This window comes from Arthrobacter sp. SD1074B (genome assembly GCF_056780195.1).
Genome location: NZ_JBRAZT010000001.1, coordinates 620,210 through 635,596, shown reverse-complemented (window position 1 = coordinate 635,596; position 15,387 = coordinate 620,210). Strand labels below are relative to the sequence as shown.

16 protein-coding genes are annotated in these 15,387 nt (G+C 68.1%); 4 read left to right on the top strand and 12 right to left on the bottom strand.

The annotated features are described in order from the left end of the window. Nucleotides 1-13: 13 nt before the first annotated feature. A complete protein-coding gene (glgX, locus tag ACUYM2_RS03185; RefSeq protein WP_481598759.1) occupies nt 14-2,128 on the bottom strand; it encodes a glycogen debranching protein GlgX in 2,115 nt (704 codons plus the stop codon). Between the two features lie 110 nt (nt 2,129-2,238). Between glgX and ACUYM2_RS03180 the strand changes: the two genes are divergently transcribed. After that, nucleotides 2,239-3,054 carry a carbon-nitrogen hydrolase family protein gene (locus tag ACUYM2_RS03180; protein WP_481598758.1) on the top strand — a complete coding sequence of 272 codons (816 nt, stop codon included), beginning with the start codon at nt 2,239-2,241 and terminating at the stop codon, nt 3,052-3,054. Between the two features lie 131 nt (nt 3,055-3,185). Here the strand turns inward: ACUYM2_RS03180 and rlmB are convergent, their stop codons facing one another. The 6 genes from rlmB to ACUYM2_RS03150 all read right to left on the bottom strand — a co-directional run bounded on the left by rlmB (nt 3,186) and on the right by ACUYM2_RS03150 (nt 8,133). Further along, nucleotides 3,186-4,172, bottom strand: a complete 987-nt coding sequence (rlmB, locus tag ACUYM2_RS03175; protein ID WP_481598757.1) for a 23S rRNA (guanosine(2251)-2'-O)-methyltransferase RlmB — start codon at nt 4,170-4,172, stop codon at nt 3,186-3,188. 124 nt (nt 4,173-4,296) lie between these two features. After that, a complete protein-coding gene (gene cysS, locus ACUYM2_RS03170; protein ID WP_481598756.1) occupies nt 4,297-5,766 on the bottom strand; it encodes a cysteine--tRNA ligase in 1,470 nt (489 codons plus the stop codon). Between the two features lie 40 nt (nt 5,767-5,806). Then, on the bottom strand, nt 5,807-6,160 hold the full coding sequence (locus ACUYM2_RS03165; protein WP_481598755.1) for a YajG family lipoprotein: 354 nt from the start codon (nt 6,158-6,160) through the stop codon (nt 5,807-5,809). Nucleotides 6,161-6,224: 64 nt separating this feature from the next. Next, a complete protein-coding gene (ispF, locus tag ACUYM2_RS03160; RefSeq protein WP_481601389.1) occupies nt 6,225-6,710 on the bottom strand; it encodes a 2-C-methyl-D-erythritol 2,4-cyclodiphosphate synthase in 486 nt (161 codons plus the stop codon). A 29-nt stretch (nt 6,711-6,739) separates the two neighbouring features. Further along, nucleotides 6,740-7,558, bottom strand: a complete 819-nt coding sequence (gene ispD, locus ACUYM2_RS03155) for a 2-C-methyl-D-erythritol 4-phosphate cytidylyltransferase (RefSeq protein WP_481598754.1) — start codon at nt 7,556-7,558, stop codon at nt 6,740-6,742. A 92-nt stretch (nt 7,559-7,650) separates the two neighbouring features. Beyond that, a complete protein-coding gene (locus ACUYM2_RS03150; protein ID WP_026266570.1) occupies nt 7,651-8,133 on the bottom strand; it encodes a CarD family transcriptional regulator in 483 nt (160 codons plus the stop codon). Nucleotides 8,134-8,506: 373 nt separating this feature from the next. On the opposite strand from ACUYM2_RS03150, the gene ACUYM2_RS03145 reads away from it, so the two are divergent. Continuing rightward, nucleotides 8,507-9,082: a hypothetical protein gene (locus ACUYM2_RS03145; RefSeq protein WP_481601388.1), complete on the top strand. Its 576-nt coding sequence runs from the start codon at nt 8,507-8,509 to the stop codon at nt 9,080-9,082. A gap of 134 nt (nt 9,083-9,216) precedes the next feature. Here the strand turns inward: ACUYM2_RS03145 and ACUYM2_RS03140 are convergent, their stop codons facing one another. Together ACUYM2_RS03140 and ACUYM2_RS03135 are read right to left on the bottom strand one after the other, a co-directional pair. Then, complete coding sequence (locus ACUYM2_RS03140; protein ID WP_481598753.1) at nt 9,217-9,897, bottom strand: winged helix-turn-helix domain-containing protein; 681 nt, start codon at nt 9,895-9,897, stop codon at nt 9,217-9,219. Continuing rightward, a complete protein-coding gene (locus tag ACUYM2_RS03135) occupies nt 9,894-11,108 on the bottom strand; it encodes a sensor histidine kinase (RefSeq protein ID WP_481601387.1) in 1,215 nt (404 codons plus the stop codon). Before ACUYM2_RS03135 ends, ACUYM2_RS03140 begins: the two co-directional genes overlap by 4 nt. Before the next feature lie 207 nt (nt 11,109-11,315). Between ACUYM2_RS03135 and phoU the strand changes: the two genes are divergently transcribed. Next, complete coding sequence (phoU, locus tag ACUYM2_RS03130) at nt 11,316-11,978, top strand: phosphate signaling complex protein PhoU (RefSeq protein ID WP_481598752.1); 663 nt, start codon at nt 11,316-11,318, stop codon at nt 11,976-11,978. 91 nt (nt 11,979-12,069) lie between these two features. Here the strand turns inward: phoU and ACUYM2_RS03125 are convergent, their stop codons facing one another. Then, the gene (locus ACUYM2_RS03125; RefSeq protein WP_481598751.1) at nt 12,070-12,816 is read right to left on the bottom strand and encodes a phosphoglyceromutase; all 747 of its coding nucleotides are present in this window, start codon (nt 12,814-12,816) and stop codon (nt 12,070-12,072) included. A gap of 67 nt (nt 12,817-12,883) precedes the next feature. Here ACUYM2_RS03125 and ACUYM2_RS03120 point away from each other — a divergent pair, with 67 nt between their 5' ends. Beyond that, the gene (locus ACUYM2_RS03120; RefSeq protein ID WP_481598750.1) at nt 12,884-13,789 is read left to right on the top strand and encodes a class I SAM-dependent methyltransferase; all 906 of its coding nucleotides are present in this window, start codon (nt 12,884-12,886) and stop codon (nt 13,787-13,789) included. On the opposite strand, the gene ACUYM2_RS03115 is transcribed toward ACUYM2_RS03120, so the two are convergent. Beyond that, nucleotides 13,774-14,127, bottom strand: coding sequence for a DUF2516 family protein (locus tag ACUYM2_RS03115; protein ID WP_481598749.1), 354 nt, complete (start codon nt 14,125-14,127; stop codon nt 13,774-13,776). The two genes, ACUYM2_RS03120 and ACUYM2_RS03115, sit on opposite strands and share 16 nt — an antisense overlap. A 9-nt stretch (nt 14,128-14,136) precedes the next feature. Next, nucleotides 14,137-15,327: a trans-sulfuration enzyme family protein gene (locus ACUYM2_RS03110; RefSeq protein WP_481598748.1), complete on the bottom strand. Its 1,191-nt coding sequence runs from the start codon at nt 15,325-15,327 to the stop codon at nt 14,137-14,139. Nucleotides 15,328-15,387 lie beyond the last annotated feature (60 nt).

Below are 15,387 nucleotides of genomic sequence, written 5' to 3'. Positions count from 1 at the left end.
CCGGTGTGCGGGCTTAGACGCGGTAGATGTTGATGCTGTCGGCCTGGACCACGTCCCGCTCGCCGGAGGAAATGCGGACGCCCTGGCGGCGGTCATGCAGTTCCGACGTCGTGAGCCGGAGTTCGTAAAGCCGGTGGCCGCCGCCGTCGTCAGCGGGAATGGCGGGGAGCGTGACCTTGACGTCCTGCGCGGAGCCGTTGACCACCACGAGGCCGTCCACGCGGCCGTCCTCGGAGCCCAGCAGCAGCTGGACCACCCGGTGGCCGGGGTCCTGCCAGCGGTCCCCGGACATCCGTTCGCCGTGGGCGTCGAACCAATGGAAGTAGGACTGCTGGTCCCGCGCAGGGTAGTCGTGCGGCTGGCCGGCGAGGAACTCCTTGCGCAGCCGGATCACCCGTTTGGTGCTGCGCAGCATGGCATGCGACTCCGGGGTGCTGGTCCAGTCGATCCAGGTCAGCGGGTTGTCCTGGCAGTAGGCGTTGTTGTTGCCCTGCTGACTGCGCCCGATCTCGTCCCCGGCGGTGATCATCGGCACGCCCTGGGAGATCATCAGCGAGGCCATCAGGTTGCGGCTGGTCTGGGCGCGCCGCGCGAGGACTTCCTCGTCTTCGGTGCGGCCCTCGAAGCCGTGGTTGTAGCTGCGGTTGTCGCCGTGGCCGTCGCGGTTCTGCTCCCCGTTGGCCTCGTTGTGCTTGCGGTCGTAGGAGACCAGGTCGGCCAGGGTGAAGCCGTCGTGTGCGGTGATGAGGTTGACCGAGGCCAGCCGGCTCCGCCCAGAGGCGGCGAACAGTCCCGCCGACCCGGACAGTGCGTCCGCGAGGCGCGCCACCGACCCGCCTTGTCCGCCGGCGTCGATCGCGGCACGGTCGGCCAGCCAGAACGTGCGGACGGCGTCGCGGAAATGGTCGTTCCAGTCCACCCAGCCCGCGGGGAACCTGCCTGTCTGCCAGCCGCCGTAACCGACGTCCCAAGGTTCGGCGATGAGCTTCGTTTCGGACAGCACCGGATCCGCTGCGATGGCAACGAGGAGGGGGTGCCGGGGATCGAACTCGTTGTTGGCGTTGCGGCACAGGGTGACGGCAAGGTCGAAGCGGAACCCGTCGACGTGGAACTCGTTCACCCAGTAGCGCAGCGAATCCAGCACCAGTTGAACCACCCGGGGCTCACCGAAGTTCAGCGAGTTGCCGCAGCCGGTGGTGTCCACGTACTTTCCGTTGCCGTCGTGGCGGTAGTACTGCAGCTCGCCCAGGCCGCGGAAGCTCAGGGTGGGGCCGTCCGGGCCGCCTTCCGCGGTGTGGTTGTAGACGACGTCGAGGATCACCTCGAGCCCGGCGGCATGCAGCAGTTTGACCATGCCCTTGAACTCGTCTTGCACGGCATGGGGACCGGCGTCCTGGGCGGCCTGGGTGGCGTAGCCGGGGTGCGGCGCGAAGAACGCGGCCGTGTTGTAGCCCCAGTAGTTGGGCAGTCCCAGGTTCTGCAGGTGCGGCTCGTCGATGTGGAAGTGGATGGGCAGCAGCTGCACGGCGGTGATGCCCAGCGAGACCAGGTGCTCGACCATGGCCGGGTGCGCCATTCCGGCATAGGTGCCCTGGAGGTGCTCCGGGATGTCCGGATGCAGCATCGTCTGGCCGCGCACGTGGGCCTCGTAGATGATGGTGTTGCGCCAGGGTGTACGCGGCCCGTGGTCCATGCCCCAGTCGAAGTCGCCGGCCATCCGCACGTTGGTGATGAAGCCATCGCGTTCGTCCACGCCGCGGCCGTACGGGTCCAGCAGGAGCGGCTGGCCGCCGTCGGCGTCGAAGTCCGGCGCCGGCACGGAGAGCGGAAGCGTTTCGGCTTCCGGCGAGGCGCGCAGGCCGTAGCGCGAGCCGACCGGCAGTCCCTCGACAATGCCGTGGTGGACGCCGTCTGTGACGTTGGGCAGGGTCTTGAGCTGCCAGCTGCCGCCGGGCGCCTGGAAGGCGATGTCCAAGGTGGTCACGCCCGGGGCGTAGACGGCCACATTTGCGAAGGCACCACGAGGATCGTCCGTTGCCGGGGAACCCGTGCGCGGGACGCTAACACCGAGCGGAAACGGCCGCGAGGCGTCTACGGTGGTAGCTGGATCTACATAGGACTTGACCATCGCTTAAAGCTTAGCCGGGGATAACAAATGGGCCCGGTTCCCGCTCCGCGGCGTCGGCCGACGTCGATGCGCCCTGCATACTTGGAGTACTTGCTGAACTGGAGGTAATTGTGCGGGTTGCACTGGCTCAAATCATCACCGGCCGCGAGCCGGACCGGAATCTGGACCTCGTGCGCGAGTACGCCGGCCAGGCCAAGGCCGGCGGGGCGGAACTGGTGGTCTTCCCCGAAGCGACCATGCGCGCCTTCGGTAACTCGCTGCTGGACATCGCCGAGCCCCTTGACGGCCCCTGGGCCGCGCAGGTCCGAGCCATCGCGGCCGACCTGGGCATCGTGATCGTCGCCGGCATGTTCACCCCCGGCAGGTCCGCCGCGGGCGACCGCAACGACCGCAAGGTCCGCAACACGCTCCTCGTCACCGGCCCCGGAGTGGACACCAGCTACGACAAGATCCACCTCTACGACGCCTTCGGCTTCGCCGAGTCGGACACCGTGGACGCCGGCACCGAACCCGTTACGTTCGACGTCGGCGGCGTCACCTTCGGCCTGGCCACCTGCTACGACGTCCGCTTCCCGGACCTGTTCACGGAAAACGCGGAGCGCGGCGCCGCAGTCAACATCGTTTGTGCGTCCTGGGGTGCCGGGCCGGGCAAGGTCGAGCAGTGGAAGCTGCTGTCCCGGGCCCGCGCCGCAGACTCCACCACGTTCGTGCTGGCCTGCGGCCAGGGCGATCCCGCCAGCGTTGGTCTTGGGACAAAGGGCTCCGCGCCCACCGGCGTCGGGCACTCCGCCTTCGTTTCCCCCTTCGGCGAAGTCCTCCAGGAGCTCGACGGCGCCCCGGGCCTGCTCTTCGCCGACTTGGACCCCGCCGTCGTCGACGACGCCCGCACCAAGCTCCCGGTCCTCGCCAACCGCCACAAGTTCTAGGCGACGCTCCCGCACCTCCCGCGGCTTAAACGCGAACGCTCCCGCACCTCCCGCGGCTTAAACGCAAACGCTCCCGCACTCGAGGTGAGGGAGCGTGCTGCTAAAAGCCGCCACAAGTGCGGGAGTGTCGGCTACTTAGCGGCCCGCTGGCGGGAAATTTCGTACAGGGAGATGCCGACGGCCATGGAGGCGTTGAGCGATTCCATGGCGGAATCGATCGGGATGGAGACGATCTGGTCGCAGTTTTCGCGGACCAGGCGGCTCAGGCCCTTGCCTTCGGACCCGACGACGATGCAGACCGGCTCGGTGGCCAGGGCGAGGTCCGGCAGCGAAACGTCGCCGTCGCCGTCCAGGCCGAGGACGTAGATGCCCATGTTCTTGAAGGCCTTGAGCGTGCTGTTCAGGTTCGCGGCGCGGGCCACGGGCACGCGCACGGCGGCGCCGGCGCTGGTCTTCCAGGCCGAGGCGGTGACCCCGACGGACCGGCGTTCCGGAACAATCACGCCGTGGCCGCTGAAGGCGGAGACCGAGCGGATGATCGCGCCCAGGTTGCGCGGGTCGGTGATCCCGTCGAGCGCAACGAAGAGCGGCGCGTTGGCGACGTGGCCCTTTTTCCAGCTCTCGAGGGTCTCCTCGGCCAGCTCGTAGGCATCCTGGTATTCGTACGGCGGGATCTGCAGCACAAGGCCCTGGTGGATGGCGTCGTCGGTCATCCGGTCCAGTTCGGGCTTGCCGGTTTCCAGCAGCGGGATACCGCGTTCGGCCGCGAGCTTGAGGGACTCCTTGACCCGGTCATCCATTTCGATCCGGATGGCGACGTGCAGGGCCTTGGCGGGGATGCCGGCGCGGAGGGCTTCGACCACGGAGTTGCGCCCGGTGACGACTTCCTCGGTGGCACGGCCCTTGGGGCCCGAGCGGGCACCGGCGCTGCGGGCGCCCGTGCCGCGCTTGGCGGCGGAGCGCTCCGCGAGCTGCTTGTTCTTGTGGGCCTTGTGGTAGGGGCGGTCCTCCGCCTTGGGAGTGGGGCCCTTGCCCTCGAGGGCTTTACGGCCGTGACCGCCGGTCCCGACGGTGGGGCCCTTCTTCATTTTGACCGAGCGGCGACCGTTGTTGGCCATGAGTTTCACCCTTTTAACTACGCGATTCGTTGATAAGTCTGAACTCCAGTCTACTGACTCGCGTTAAATCCTCGACCGCACGGTCCCCGGGCGGCCCGCCTTCGGCGGCGGGGGCAGGGCGGCGTCAGCCGCGCTTCAAGCTCCAGCTGGCGCCGTCCGCGCCGTCCTCGACGACGACGCCGGCCGCCGCGAGGGTGTCGCGGATGGCGTCCGAGGCTGCCCAGTCCTTGCCGGCGCGGGCCTGGGCCCTCGCGGCGAGCTGGGCCTCGACCAGGACCCCGAGGGCAGTGTTGGCCTGCCCGTCGACTGCCGGGGCCGCCGTGTCATTGAGACCAAGGACACGCAGCATGTCCGTGACACTGGCCAGTGCCTGCCGGGCATCGTCGAGCTCGCCGGCGGTGAGCGCCGTGTTGCCGGCCCGGACGGTGTCGTGCAGGACGGCGAGGGCCTGCGGGACGTTGAGGTCATCGTCCATCGCCGCGGCAAAGGCGTCCGGGACGACGCCGTTGCTGAAGAGGCCGTAACTGGCCGGGGCCGCGCCGTCGGCGCCGCCAAGGGTCCGGACGGCGCGGCTGATGAAACCATCAACGCGTTCGACGGCGGCGGCGGCCTCGCCCAGGGAGGTGGGCTGGTAGTCCAGCACCGAGCGGTACTGCGCCTGGCCGAGGTAATAGCGGACCACCCGCGGCGAGGCGAGTTCCAGCATTTCGGCCGGGCTGACCGTGTTGCCGATGGACTTTGACATCTTTTCGCCGGCGTAGGTGACCATGCCGTTGTGCATCCAGAAGTTCGCGAAGCCGTGGCCCGCAGCCTGGGACTGGGCCATCTCGTTTTCGTGGTGCGGGAAGCGCAGGTCCAGTCCGCCGCCGTGGATGTCGAATTCGGTGCCGAGGTACTTGGTGACCATCGCGGAACATTCGAGGTGCCAGCCCGGCCGTCCGGCGCCCCACGGCGAAGCCCAGGCAGCCGTCGCCGGCTCGCCTTCCTTGTGGCCCTTCCAGAGCGCGAAGTCGCGCGGATCCCGCTTCCCCCGCGGGTCGGCGTCGGGAGCTCCCTGCATGTCATCGAGCTTCTGCCGGGTCAGGGAACCGTACTTTGACCAGGAGCGCACATCGAAATATACGTCGCCGGAGTCGTCGAGCGCGGGGTAGGCGTGACCGCGGTCGATCAGCTGCTGGATCAGGGCGTGCATCTCGGGGATGTGGCCGGTGGCTCGCGGCTCGTAGGTGGGGCGGGAGACGCCCAGGGTGTCGTAGGCCTTGAGGAATTCCTGCTCGTAGCGGTAGGCCAGGGCCCACCATTCCTCCTCGCGGACAGCGCCCGGCTCGCCTTCGAAATCAGCGGCAAACGATTCGGCCGACTTGGCGAGGATCTTGTCGTCGATGTCCGTCACGTTGCGCACCACGGTGACGCGGAAGCCGCGGTACTGCAGCCAGCGAGTGAGCTGGTCGAAGGCGATCGCGGAACGGATGTGCCCGACGTGCGGCATGCCCTGCACCGTGGCACCGCAGTAGTAGAGGCTCACTTTGCCCGGAACGAGGGGGACGAAGTCGCGGACTTCGGCGGATGCAGTGTCGTAAAAGCGCAGGGTCACCGCTCCAGATTAGCCGATGCACGCCGAGGCGGTCCGGGGACTACTTGCAGTGCTGGCCGATCTTGTCCATCTGTTGCCTGAGCTGTGCCAGCTGCTCGGAGGTCTGCCTGCCGGTGGGGCTGTCGCCCACTTTTTTCATGACGTCGGCCATCTGCTGGATAGGCTCCGCGATCTCCGGGGCCACCTTGTCCGCGACCTCCTGGTAGTGCTGGCCGATCTGGCCGGCCTTTTCCTTGTCGCTCCCCGTGGGCACAAAGGTGTCCGTGTTGAGGAACTTGCAGCTTTCCTCGACGCTCATCCGGGGTGTGGTGGTGGCCGGCGGCGTCGCGGAGCCGGCGCACCCCGCCAGCAGCGTTCCTGCGGCAAGGACAAGAACGGGAAGCAGCTTTTTCACGGGAGGTCTCCTGACAGTTGCGGAGGGTAGTCCCTTAAGCGTAGGCCCGATTGCCCTGCCGGGCTCAGCCTGCCGGGTAAACCAGCGCAGTGGCCGTGGCGGCGATGCCTTCGCCGCGGCCGGTGAAGCCAAGGCCGTCGCTCGTGGTGGCTGAGACACTCACCGGAGCGCCGGCGGCCGCACTGAGGACCCGCTGGGATTCCTCCCGGCGCGGGCCGAACTTAGGCCGGTTGGCCACAAACTGCACGGCGATATTGCCGATTTCGTAACCGCCGGCGCGGACGATCCGGGCGGCCTCGGCCAGCAGGGTCACGCCGGAGGCTCCGGCGTATTCGGGGCGGTCGGTGCCGAAGTGGGTGCCCAGGTCCCCGATCCCGCAGGCGGAGAACAGCGCATCCGCGGCGGCGTGGGCCACCGGGTCACCGTCGGAGTGGCCGGCGAGGCCCCGCTCGCCTTCCCAGTGCAGGCCGCCAAGCCACAGCGGCTGCGGCGCGTCCTCGGGAGCGTAGGCGTGAACATCGATGCCGATGCCTGTCCTCGGGATCGGCATCCCGGGCTGCGGCTGGTTCGCGGCCATGTTCAGCCCTCCACCCAGCGTGCGCCCAGCGGGCCCTCGAGGAGGCCTTCGGCGAGGATCAGGTCCAGTGGCGTGGTGATCTTCAGCGATTGGCTGGCGCCGCGCACGGCATAGACCGGAACACCGAGCAGTTCCACCAGCACGGCGTCGTCCGTGACGGCGGCCGCGCGTGCGCCGTCGAATCCCGCGGCTTCCTCATGGGCGCGCCGGAGGGTGGCGAGTTCGAAACCCTGCGGGGTCTGGACTGCGCGCAGCACCTCCCGGGCCGCGGTGCCGGTGACCACTTCGGGGGCGATGCCGGCGTCGGCGCCGTGGGTGGCGTCGACTGTCTTGACGGTGTCCACCACGGGCATCACCGGGATCACCGCGACGGCGCCAGCCTGGAGGGCGGCGGCCACGCGGTGGAAGACGGATTCGGGGGCGAGCGCCCGGGCGGCGTCGTGGACCAGGACGGACTGCGTGCCTGGCGAGAGCGCGGAGAGCGCGGCACGCACGGACTCGGCACGGCTGGCACCGCCGTCGACGACGGTGACGTCCGGCAGCTGCACGGCAGACCCCGAGGCGGCGGTGCGGCGGTGTTCGGCGTGCAGCTCGGCGGCGAAGGACTCGCACTGGGCGCGGAGTTCCGTGTCCCCCGGGGGGAGGGCCACACAGATCTGGTGCGCAATCCCGGCCGCGGCGACGCCCCGCAAGGCGTGCGTGAGGATACTGTCGCCGCCCAGCGGCACCTTGGCCTTAGGCATGCCGTAGCCCAGGCGCTGGCCGGATCCGGCGGCGACGAGGATGACCGCGGTGACGGAAGCTGTCGATGCAGTGTTCATGCGGACAAGACTACGTCCCGGCGCCGCGCCGCACCGGTTTTGGGCAAAAAGAAGCCCCGGCGGCCGTTACGCCACCGGGGTTCGATTCTTGGTTAGGAAGCCAGGACCTCGTCGAGAACGCTTGCGGCCTTCTCTTCATCAGTCTTCTCAGCCAGTGCCAGTTCTGAAATCAGAATCTGGCGGGCCTTGGCCAGCATGCGCTTCTCCCCTGCGGAGAGACCCCGGTCGTGATCGCGGCGCCACAGGTCGCGTACGACCTCTGCCACCTTGATGACGTCACCGGAAGCAAGCTTCTCCAGGTTTGCCTTGTAACGACGTGACCAGTTGGTGGGCTCTTCAGTGAACTCGGCCCGCAGCACGTCGAATACGTGCTCCAGGCCTTCCTTGCCCACTACGTCCCGGACCCCAACAAGGTCAACGTTTTCTGCTGGAACTTCAATGGTCAGATCACCCTGAGCCACCTTGAGCTTGAGATACATCTTCTCTTCGCCCTTGACAGTGCGCATCTTGATTTCTTCAATTTTGGCTGCACCGTGGTGAGGGTAAACTACTGTCTCGCCGACCTCAAAAACCATGTGGACATTCCCCTTTCCCGCAGACTAGTTTATCACGATTACGGGCATACAACTGCCATGGATCGCGCCCTGAAACCCCGGAAATCCGCGGAAAATGGCCCGAATCGGCTCCTTAAAACCCTTGACGGATGCGGATAATAGTGCATTGGCCACCCGCTGCCAAGGGACCGGAGGTCCGACGGCGGACACGCCCTGGGCGGACCAGCCGGCGCAGTTGGGCGGCACCGGAGGGGCGGCCCGTCACCGGCAGCGCGTACCGTACGGGCGGCTATGTGTAATCCCCCGAATCCGCGTTTGAGGACTATTGCGGATAGGCTATGCCTGAATAATGTTTCAAGACTCTCAAGGAGTGCGTGACGTGCGTTTCACTGCGATGACCCGGGGCCGGCGCGGCAAGCTGGCAATGGCAACGGCTGCACTTGGCATTGGCCTGCTGTCGGTGACCGGCTGCGGCTATATCAATGCCCAGCAGACCACTGAGCAGTACTCGGCGTCGGACGGGACCCGGACCGACCTCGGACCGCTCCAGCTCCGCAACATGATGATCATCTCCGATGGCGAGGACAAGCCGGGCCGCGTAATCGGTGCCGTGTACAACACCTCCGCCAACGATGTGAAGCTCACCATCAACGGCGCCGGCGGATCCCAGACCCAGGTTCCGGTCAAGAAGAACTCCTACGTCCTGCTGAACGATTCGGCCGACCCGGCCATCCTCAGCACCACCGGCGGCAAGCCCGGCTCCGTCGTGGAGGTCACGATCCGCGAGGACGGCACCAACATGGACGCCAAGTTCAAGATGCCGGTGCTGGACGGCACGATCACGGACTACAAGAAGTACCTGCCCAGCGCCGAGCCCACCAGCTCCGGGACCGCCTCCGGTACCGCCACGCCGTCGGAGGCTCCGTCGGAGACCCCCTCGGAAACTCCGTCGGCCACCCCGACGCCGTAGCACTCACATACGAAAGGAGCGGCACCCGCACGGGTGCCGCTCCTTTTTGCGTTAAGTGGCTCCAGCGTTCCGCAGCCCGGGCAGCGGCGCGGCCTTGCCGGCCGCGCTGCACCGCAGCGGCGCCGCCACCGCGCTTACGGCTCGAACTTGTAGCCCAGCCCGCGGACAGTGATCAGGTACCGCGGCGCCGAGGGATCAGGTTCGATCTTGCTGCGCAGCCGCTTCACGTGCACGTCCAGGGTCTTGGTGTCGCCCACGTAGTCGGAGCCCCAGACCCGGTCGATCAGCTGGCCGCGGGTGAGGACCCTGCCGGAGTTGCGCAGCAGCATCTCGAGCAGTTCGAATTCCTTCAGCGGCAGCGAGACCTGCTCGCCCCTGACGCTAACCACGTGCCGCTCAATGTCCATCCGGACCGGGCCTGCCTGGACGGTGCTGGAGACCAGTTCCTCCGGTTCGCCGTGGCGGCGCAGCACGGCCCGGACCCGGGCCACCAGTTCCCGGGCGGAGTAGGGCTTCGTGACGTAGTCATCGGCGCCGAGCTCCAGGCCCACGACCTTGTCGATTTCGGCGTCCTTGGCGGTCAGCATGATGACCGGCACGGAGGAGCGCTGGCGCAGCTGGCGGCACACCTCGGTCCCGGACTGCCCGGGCAGCTGCAGGTCCAGGAGGACCAGGTCGGCGCCGTTACGGTCGAATTCGGTGATGGCGTCCAGGCCGTTGTCCACGACCTCCACCTCGAATCCTTCCTTGCCCAGCAGGTAGGAGAGCGGGTCGCTGAACGACTCCTCGTCCTCGACAATAAGAATCCGGCTCAAGCGCTCGCTCCTTGCTCATGGACGCCGGCGGCGTCGCGTCGTTCGTGTCGTGCGTTGTGCGGGGACCGGCGGGGCTCCGCAGCGGGCTCGTCCTGGCCCTCCATCTCCGGGAGGCGGATGGTGAAGGTGGAGCCCTGCCCCGGCTGGGACCAGAGCGTCACTTCGCCGCCGTGGTTGGCCATCACATGCTTGACGATGCTCAGGCCCAGGCCGGTGCCGCCGGTGTGGCGCGAGCGGGCGGAGTCCACGCGGTAGAACCGTTCAAAGACCCGTTCCTGGTCCTCGGGGCTGAGGCCCTCGCCCTGGTCCGTCACCGAGACGGCGACCAGGCCGTCCCGGGCCCGCACGCCGACGCCGACCCGGGTGTTATCCGGCGAGTAGCGGATGGCGTTGTCGATCAAGTTGCGCAGCGCTGTGACCAGCAGGTCCTGGTCGCCGTAGACCATCGCGTTGGTCCGGCCGCCCACCACAATCTCGATGTTCTTGCTTTCGGCCGGGAGCTGGGAGCGGTCCACGGCTTCGGCGACCACCGTGTTGATGTCCACGGGGTGTGCCTGCTGGGCCACGTTGGCCCCCTGCAGCCGGGAGAGTTCGATGATGTCCTGCACCAGGGCCGCCAGCCGGGTGGATTCCTTGTGCATGCGCTTGGCGAACCGGCGGACGGCTTCCTCGTCGTCGGGAGAGGCTTCAAGGGCTTCGGCCAGCAGCGAGATCGCGCCGACCGGGGTCTTGAGTTCGTGCGAGACGTTGGCGACGAAGTCGTTGCGGATCTCTTCGGTGCGGGTGATCTCGGTCCGGTCGTCTGCCAGCAGCAGGATATATTCCTCGCCGAGCATGGCGGCCCGGACCTGCACCACGATGGTCCCCTGGCCCAGCGGGCCGCGGGGCAGCTCCAGCTGCTTTTCAAGGATTACCCCGTCGCGCCGGACTTTGGCGGTCATTTCCAGCAGCTGCTGGTGCACCACCGTATGCCCCCGGACCAGGCCGTAGGCATACGCGGCCGGGCTGGCCCGCACGACGCCGTCGATCGCGTCCACGACGACGAACGCGCGCCCGACGACGGCGAGCACCTCGGCGGCGCCGTCCGGAAGCGAGGGGTCGCCAGTTTCGACGTCGCTGATTTTTCGTTGCTGCTCGCTAATCCGGAAGGCGAGCACGCCGAATATGCCGAGCGACAGGCCGACCAGGCCCGCGATCACACCGATGAGCATTGGATCCACGGCTTCAGCTTATGCGCTGCGGCCCGCCGGAAATCGAAAACTTGTGCGATTGCACCGCTGGTTCAGCTAACGTTCACCTATTGAGGCGTAACAGTTCACCGGAGGCTGGAAGGGTGGCAGGTTGAACGCCGCTAACGGTGGAACGAAACGGCCGGACACTGTGATGCCCGGCAACGTTTCCGAGGAAAGGACGCACCCGTGCGCAAGGTTTTTCAGGAAGAGCTCGCCCAGGTCGGTGAGCAGCTCGTCGAAATTTCGAAGCTCGTCAGCGAGGCATTCGAGAAGGCCACAACTGCCTTCGAGGGCGCCGACATCGACCTCGCCGAGGACGTCATCGCCGCCGACGCCCGGATCGATTTCCTGCAGAACAGCCTCGACGAGCGTGCCATCGACATCCTCGCCCTGCAGGGCCCGGTGGCCAGCGACCTGCGGATGATCGTGGGCTCGCTCCGGATGAGCGCCTCGCTGGAGCGGATGGGCGACCTTGCCCGGCACATCGCCCAGCTCGCCCGTCTCCGCTACCCGGCCAACGTGATCCCGCAGCAGCTGCAGGAGACCTTCAAGAGCTTCGCCAAGCACGACCTGGAGATCGCGGAGAAGCTCACCGTGCTGCTGGAGACCCGCGACCTTGAAGTGGCCCGCGACATCCTCAAGGCCAACAGCGCCGTCAACGACCTGCACCTGAGCGTCTTCAAGGCGATTGCACGCAGCGACTGGGCCGAATCCGCAGCCACCACCGTGGATGTGGCCCTGGCCAGCCGCTACTTCGAACGTTTCGCGGACCACGGCGTTTCGGTGGCGCAGAAGGTCACTTACCTGGTCACCGGCGCGTGGCACCCGAACAGCATCGAGCACAGCTGACGGCCCTGCCGTCCCAGCATTAGCGGGTACGACGGCGGCCGGTCACCTTGGGGGGTGACCGGCCGCCGTCGTCGTTTCCGGGGTTGGGACGTTACTTCTTGCCCTGGTTCGCCACTGCCTTGATGGACTCGGCGGCCGCCTCGGGGTCAAGGTACGTGCCGCCCGGGTTCAGCGGTTTGAAGTTCTCGTCCAGGTCGTAGACGAGCGGGATGCCGGTGGGGATGTTGAGGCCGGCGATGTCCTCGTCGCTGATGCCGTCAAGGTGCTTGACCAGCGCGCGCAGCGAGTTGCCGTGGGCGGTGACCAGGACGGTCTTGCCGGCCTTGAGGTCTTCCTTGATGTCCGACTCCCAGTAGGGCAGCAGCCGCACCAGGACATCCTTGAGGCACTCGATGCGCGGCATGGCGTCGCCGAGGTCCTTGTAGCGCGGATCCCCCACCTGGGAGAACTCGGAGTCGTCCGCGAGGGGCGGCGGCGGGGTGTCGTAGGAGCGGCGCCAGGTCATGAACTGTTCCTCGCCGTACTCGGCCAGGGTCTGGGCCTTGTCCTTGCCCTGCAACGCGCCGTAGTGGCGTTCGTTGAGGCGCCAGTCGCGCTTGACGTCGATCCAGCCGCGGTCGGCCTTCTCCAGCGCCAGGTTCGCGGTGTTGATGGCCCGCTTCAGGCGCGAGGTGTAGAGGATGTCCGGGAGGACATTGTTCTCCACCAGCAGCTCGCCGCCGCGTACCGCCTCGGCACGGCCCTGGTCGTTCAGGTCAACGTCCACCCAGCCGGTGAACAGGTTCTTGGCGTTCCATTCGCTGTGGCCGTGGCGCAGCAGAATCAGCTTGTAAGTCATGCTTTTCATCCTAGCCGAGCGGTCCGGGGCAGCGCCGAGCGTTACAGCGCCGGGATAGGGTTGGCGTGTGGTGCAGAAGGCTGAGCGGGTGGCGTCCCCCCGGACCCGGGGCGGGACGCAGGGCAGGGCGCAGGGCGCGGCGGGCGGCGGATCCCGGACCGGCAGGCCGGTGGGCAACGTAACCCGCGGCACCACCAACCCCAACCGGATGCGCCGCGTCGACCGCTGGCTCGCCGGGCCGCAGGCCTGGCGCCTGCGCAATGCCACTGATCCGCTCGTCGTCGACCTCGGTTACGGCGCATCCCCGGCCACCGCCGTCGAACTCTATGAGCGCCTCTCCGCCGTCCGGGCCGACGTGCGCGTGGTCGGGATTGAGATCGAGCCCGAGCGGGTCCGGCTGGCCAAGGCGCTGGAGCGTCCCGGGCTCAGCTTCCAGCGCGGCGGCTTCGAACTCCCGGTGCCGGGCCGGCCGGTGCTGGTGCGGGCTTTCAACGTGCTGCGGCAGTACGAGGAGGCGGACGTGCAGGCTATCTGGCGGCTCGTGCAGGAGCGGCTGGCGCCCGGCGGGTTGTTCATCGACGGCACCTGCGACGAGATCGGACGCCGGGCCACCTGGGTGGCGCTCGACGACGTCCGGCCGCTGAGCCTGGGCCTGTCCATGCGCTTCGGCGGGTTCGAACTGCCCTCGGAGATCGCCGAGCGGCTGCCCAAGGCGCTCATCCACCGGAACGTGCCCGGCGAACGAATCCATACCTATCTGCAGGCGCTGGACAAGGCCTGGCTGGAGGCCGCGCCGCTGGCCTCGTTCGGCAACCGGCAGCGCTGGACCGCCATGTGCCGGGCACTGCGCGACGGCGGCTGGCCGGTGCAGGACGGCCCGTCGCGCTGGCGCCTGGGCGAACTCACCGTGGGCTGGGACGCGGTGGCGCCGACCGGTCTGGAGCCTGTGGGTGGGGACTACCAGGGGCCGTAGGGACCCATGTTGCGGCTGCCGCCGCGGCCGGCGTCCTTGACCGCGGGGCGGACGTCGGCGAGGTAGACGGATGCCGCCGTCACCGCCGCGAGGCCGAACAGGCCCAGCGGGCCGAAGAACCCGCCGCCGCCGCCCACAATGGACAGCAGCCCGATGGCCAAGGCGCCGCCGGTCAGGGCGAGCCAAAAGGTCTTGGTCCGCTTGGACACCGCCTCGAAGGCGTTGGCCTTGTGCCGCAGGCAATCGAAGAACGCCCACACCTCAAGCCCCAGGGCCACGACCGCAAGGAGAAAGTAGATCCCTCGGTCGGCAATTTCAATCAGCGTTCTTCCGTCCATGCCCCCAGCCTAGCCGTCCAGCGTTGCCAAAGCCTGCTGCAAATCGGCCCACAGGTCCTCGACGTTTTCAATTCCGACGCTCAGCCGAACCAGGTTGTCCGGCACGCTCTCCGGCTCCGCCGTGTGCCGGCGCCGGCGTTCGATCAGGGATTCCACGCCGCCCAGCGACGTGGCCGGCAGCCACAGCTGCAGTGCCCGGATCATCCGGTCGGCCGCGTCCGCGCCGCTGAGGCCGGACCCGTCCACCGGCGCCATTTCAATGCACAGCACGGAGCCGAAGCCCTTCATCTGGGCCTTGGCACGCTCGTGTCCGGGATCCGTGGGCAGTCCCGGGTAGCGGACGCTGCCGACCTGCGGGTGGCCGCCCAGCCGTTCCGCGAGCACCGCCGCAGAGGCCTGCGAGCGCTCAATCCGGAGCGCCAGGGTGCGCAACCCCCGCAGCGCCAGCCACGCCTCGAACGGCCCGGCGATGCCGCCGTGGATGGTGCGGTGGTGAAGCAGCCTGGCGTGGACGTCGGCGTCGGACGTCACGAGAGCGCCGAGCACGACGTCGGAGTGGCCGGCGAGGTACTTGGTGACCGAGTGCAGGACGACGTCGGAGCCCAGGCTGAGGGGCTGCTGCACGAGCGGGGTGGAGAAGGTGTTGTCGGTGACGACCAGCGCGCCGGCGGCGTGCGCCGCGGCGGTGAGCGCCCGGATGTCCGCGACGCCGAGCATCGGGTTGGTGGGGCTCTCCAGCCAGAGCATACTGGCAGGCTTGCCGCCGGCGGGCGCCAGCTGCGCCAGCACGGCGTCGGTTTCTGCAATGTCCACGGTGCGCAGTTCCAGCGCACCGTTCTGCGCCAGTTCGGTTGCCATCACGAGCGAGCCGGCGTAGCTGTGCGACGGCATCACCAGCACCCCCTGCGCCGGAACCAGGGACAGCGCCGAACTGACCGCGGCCAGGCCCGAGGCATACAAGAGGCCGGGCAGCGTGGCGCCTTCCAGTTGCGCCAGGGCCTGCTCGAACGGGTCCCAGGTGGGGTTGGAGTAGCGGCCGTAGCCGCGGTCGCCGGGGCCCAGCGGGCCGGTGCCGAAATACGTCGAGGAGAGCACGATCGGCGGGTTGACCGGTGCGTCGCGTTCGCGCGGCGGACGGCCTGCGGCCACCACCACCGTCTCGGCGGAAAGCGAGGCTGCCTGTTCTTCGGAGAGACTCATGGTCACAGGGTACTTGGGGGCCGCGCCAAGCCCGTAAGCCGTTACGCGCGGGCCACGATG